We start from the raw sequence: 4,420 nt of genomic DNA, 5'->3' as shown, positions 1-4,420 counted from the left end.
GCGCTTGCACTCGACGTTGGGCTACGTCAGTCCGATGCAGTTCGAGCGGGACTGGTACGCTGCCCAGAACCAACGGGTGGCATAATCTCACTCAGTTAAGGGATCCGAAATTCGCGGGCAACGTCAAACAGAATGTTTGTTTGAATAGCGCGTCGGCGTCATTCCTGGTGATACGCTTAGCAGCACGATGGCTCGATGTGCAGCGAGATCTGGATGCGGATGGTTGGCAGCAGTTGCGAATCGATCCCTCATCATTGGCAGCTCTTGATGCGGAGGCACCGCCGGATGCGGCCGCCTTCGCTGAATATGCCGTAAGGATCGCTGGCCACCGCGATACTTATTTTGACGAACAAGAGTGGATCGAGATCCGCGACTTTGTTCGAGGGGCGGCCGCGGCACGCCACCCTCTAGTTTGCTCGTATTAAAAAGTTCGATTAACCGGGGCCGTGCCCAATAAACGGATGCAACGCGTGCCGCCGCACGCTCATCTCCCCGGTGACCTATGTGGCGTCGCTTTTTTCGTTTTTAATCGGGCTCGCGTTGGTCAGAAGTCGACCCTCAGCTGCCGCTCGCACTGAAGCGACGCCGATGGCAGGTTTCGGATGTAGACGGGTCGCTCGTCTTTTGCATAAGCCGAACAAGCGACCGGGCTTACTAACTGCCATCCGATCGCATCGAATCAGTTTTGGCAGCCGCAGCGTTTGAATTTATCTTCCAGGCACGACGCAGGATCTTGCGCCACCAAAATGGCCGAGGGTCAGCGAGCATGCTTAGCGCTCGGGAGTAGTCAAGAACCGGCCCTGGCGTCCACGCCATCGTTAGAGCGCGCTTGCGGATCTGGGCAGCAACCCAAAGTTCCGGCGTAAAGAACAGCCGCACGAAGGCGCCCCAACCAACGCTATTGCCATATAAGCGCCCGACTGCACTATCAAGTGCGGCCTCAAGCGCGTATGCAACCGAACTCGAACAGTTCCGATGAGTAAGGTTGTATGTCGTATTTTGCCGGTAGTGATCCCAGAACGCTTGCAGTTTTGCAGGGTCATAGTTGCGAATGCGAACCCGAATGGTAGAGGGACACCACGCTTTCGATTCGTATGGGTAACTTGGCTGAAATACCCCCGCAACATTGTTGTCCGGCGTCACGCGTAGCAGCCTTGAGAATTCATCGGGAGACCGGTCTATTTCCGCCGCAGGATAAAGGCTCACATAGACACCTTCGGGTGTCTCCAAAGCTGCATGACCTGTCGAGATCACTCCGTTCTTATCCACTGCTGCAATATAATGATCGATCACCGGATAGTTCCGTGGTTCACCTTTGGAGGAACCTGTCGGGGTCCAGACATACCCGTGAGAGCAGCCTCGCCATCAAGCGGTGGACCGTCCCCCATGCGGTTTGATTAGACGCCGGCAGGACAGTGGACGGCACGGCTGCTGGACGTAACATGGACTTGTTTGAAGTTGCGAAGGCCGGATTGCGCACCATGTTCCGAACACGCGCGCCCACAAGCAATGTATTCCCACCAATAAACACAAAGAGCGCGGCAAAGCACCATGGCATTGTTCCGTAGTAGTGTGTCGGATAGGGTTGATAGACAGAGATCGCAAATAGTATTTCCAGTACTCCCCATGTAAATGCAGCGCGCCATCGACGATGGCGAATTACCCACGCGGAAGTACATTGCAGCACACCATCAGCAAGAAAAAACGTGCCGAATAGCGTCGCGAGGACGAAATCGCCGTGATGGTGCCCCGCGAAAATGAGGACGGCCGCAAGCATCATTGCCGTTCCTCTTACAAAACGAAGAACGCGCTGCCCTCCAACGCCGACCGATGCGGCCGCCATCGCGATAAATCCGTCAATCAGCAGAAATCAAGCGAGAGGTGCGAAAGGGAACGAGATGGCATTGTCCAGTGCATCAATAAACAACCCGATCCCGACCAGAATCCAAATCACGCCGAGCACGAGGAAAACCGGCCAACGTTTTCTGATCAAATTCACACCTAGAACCAGCAGCACCAGTCGAAACATGAAGACTTTCTCCACGAAGATGTCAGTCTGGAGTCGAAAGCACGCTCGCTAGGCGCCGCCAGAGTTAGCCCACCCCTTCATAAGCTAGTAATTCATGCACATACAAGGTCGCACTCGCAATGGCTGTTCTCGAAGAATATCAGACGCCTGTGCGTCACCCTTCCTCGCTCGGCGGTGACCGCCTGCGGCCGGCCAAGCGTGCGCTTGCCGGCCGCCGTCGTTCAGACTTCCGTCTGCTCGGCCATCTCGAGTGCATCGTCTACCTCGATCCCAGGTATCGCACGGTGCTTTCAATTTTTGTATGGCCCAACAGCAATTGCACGGCGCGCAGATTCTTAGTGCGTCGATAGATCAACGACGCTTTCGTGCGTCGCGTGGTGTGGGTGCCATACGCGCTGTCATCGAGTCCGATCGACGCGATCCAACGATGAACGATTCGCGCATACTGGCGCGTCGAGACGTGCGCCGAAGCATGCAGCCGACTTGGAAACAAATAATCGGCAGGCTTTAATCCCCGCGCCGAGATCCAGGCAGAGACACTTTGACGGGTCTGCTCCGTGATTCAAACTGCACCGGTCTATGTGTTTTTTGCTGCATGAAGGTCGCGCGAGCTACGACATGACCTCCCATGTAGTCGTCCTGCACTTGCAGTCGCGTCAGATCGCACGCGCGAAGCTTGCTGTCGATCGCAAGGTTGAAAAGCGCCAACTCGCGAGCGTTGGAAGACATCTGGAGCCTCGTCCGAATTGCCCAAATCTCACGGAGCTTCAACGGCGGCTTCTGACCGATCAGCCTTCCCTTGTTCCAAGGCGCCCGGCGGGCGTCGGAGGAATTAAGCGTTTCCATGACAAACTCCTCTTCAATGAAGGGAGCTTGATTCTGCGCCTTGGGAATGGTTACCCGTGCGCGACGTGACCGGACGCACGGTGGCTGCAATCAGCGTGACCGGCACCAGCGAGTACACCGACGAAACGCTGATGAAGCAACTCGTGTCGGTAGTGCGACGCGTCGCGCGGGCGATCAGCGAGTGGCTGGGCGGGCGGCAAGAAACAGGCGGGCGCGGCCGGGCGGGCGGCATTCGCTTACATCAGGCGAAGCACGATTCTCTGAAGGAGGGCCGGCAGATCGCGCCGCGCGTCCACCACGAGGCGAATGAAAACCATGTCGCCTCGCACCTGATAAATGACTCGGTTCTTGCCGGAAAGGACCTGAGGAAAACCGTCTTCGAGCACGCCCTCAAGCTCGCAGGCAAGGCCCGGTGTCGAGGAATCGGCGAATCTGCTGGATTACATCTTGAATCCGCGATGACGTCTGTCGCCACGTGTCCCATCCAACAGCCCGGACAAGGTAGCTTCGCAGTTCGTCGACGCTGATTCGACGCTGATACGACCGCTCGGCAAGATCCGGTACGACAGCAGCGGAGGCTGCATTACCGAATGCTTTGCCGGGCGGTCGAGCGCGTTGAGTTCCGCGAAAAACTCGTCGCCGTCGATATGATCATCGCGCTCGATCTGCTTTGGGCCATGTAGACCATTAACGGACCGACGACACGGGACCTGTTACCCCACGCTGCGTGCAGGCGCCGCGGGACGTCAGACCACCAGTTCGATCAGCGACGGCCCCGCCTCCGCAAGGCTCTGAGCAAGCGCCTTCGAGAACGCGTCGAGCGTATCCGCGCGGCGAGCCGGCACCCCGTGGCCTTTCGCGAGCGCCACGAAGTCCAGATCCGGACGATCGAGCGACAGCATGTCGAGCGCGACGCGCCCCGTCACCCGGCCGCCCATTTTGGCGAGTTCGCCGCGCAGCACGTTGTACGACCGGTTCGCCAGAATCACGACCGTTACATCGAGCTGCTCGCGGGCCATCGTCCACAGCGCGGGCAGGTTGTACATCGCGCTGCCGTCGCCGACCAACGCGAGGACCTTGCGCTGCGGCGTGGCAATCGCCGCGCCGATTGCCACGGGCAATGCGTAGCCTAACGACGAGCCGACGCTGTTGAGCCAGTCGTGCGACGCGCCTTCGCTAGTGGGTGGAAAAAAGCCCCGGCCCAACGACACCGATTCGTCGACCACGATCGCCTGTTCCGGCAAATGCGCGGCGATCACCGCGGCGATACCGTCCGAAGTGGGGCGACCCATATTGGCAGGCAACGAGGGTGGCCGCCGCGCGGCAACATGCGCGGGCCGCAAGGTACCGGCATCGAGTTCATGCGCCAGTGCTTCGAGCGCCGCGTCGAGCGAATCGTCGGCCGATGCGAGCGTGACGATTTCGCAATCGGGCGGCGCAACCAGACTCGGCTTGCCCGGATACGCAAAGAATGCGACCGGCAGTCTCGCGCCGGCCAGTACGATCCGCCGCACCCCGGCCAGTAGATCGGAAGGGCCCACGGCT

General features: G+C 58.9%; 3 protein-coding genes and 2 pseudogenes. 2 read left to right on the top strand and 3 right to left on the bottom strand.

Translation table 11 applies throughout. The annotated features are described in order from the left end of the window. A partial coding sequence (locus ACRXB1_RS31295; protein ID WP_449494248.1) for a hypothetical protein occupies positions 1-425 on the top strand: 425 nt, incomplete at its 5' end. Positions 426-654: 229 nt separating this feature from the next. Here the strand turns inward: ACRXB1_RS31295 and ACRXB1_RS31290 are convergent. Both ACRXB1_RS31290 and ACRXB1_RS31285 read right to left on the bottom strand, forming a co-directional pair. Beyond that, positions 655-2,029: pseudogene (locus tag ACRXB1_RS31290) on the bottom strand (HdeD family acid-resistance protein). 221 nt (positions 2,030-2,250) lie between these two features. Continuing rightward, positions 2,251-2,875 (bottom strand): annotated as a pseudogene (locus ACRXB1_RS31285) (tyrosine-type recombinase/integrase). A 56-nt stretch (positions 2,876-2,931) separates the two neighbouring features. On the opposite strand from ACRXB1_RS31285, the gene ACRXB1_RS31280 reads away from it, so the two are divergent. Next, positions 2,932-3,402, top strand: coding sequence for a hypothetical protein (locus ACRXB1_RS31280; RefSeq protein WP_449494247.1), 471 nt, complete (start codon positions 2,932-2,934; stop codon positions 3,400-3,402). A gap of 219 nt (positions 3,403-3,621) precedes the next feature. Here the strand turns inward: ACRXB1_RS31280 and ACRXB1_RS31275 are convergent. Further along, the coding region (locus ACRXB1_RS31275; RefSeq protein WP_449494246.1) for a thiamine pyrophosphate-dependent enzyme at positions 3,622-4,420 on the bottom strand (799 nt) is incomplete at its 5' end.

It is taken from the genome of Caballeronia sp. M23-90 (genome assembly GCF_053574605.1).
Note: the sequence above shows the minus strand (reverse complement) of the source record. Positions and strands in the feature narration are given on the sequence as shown.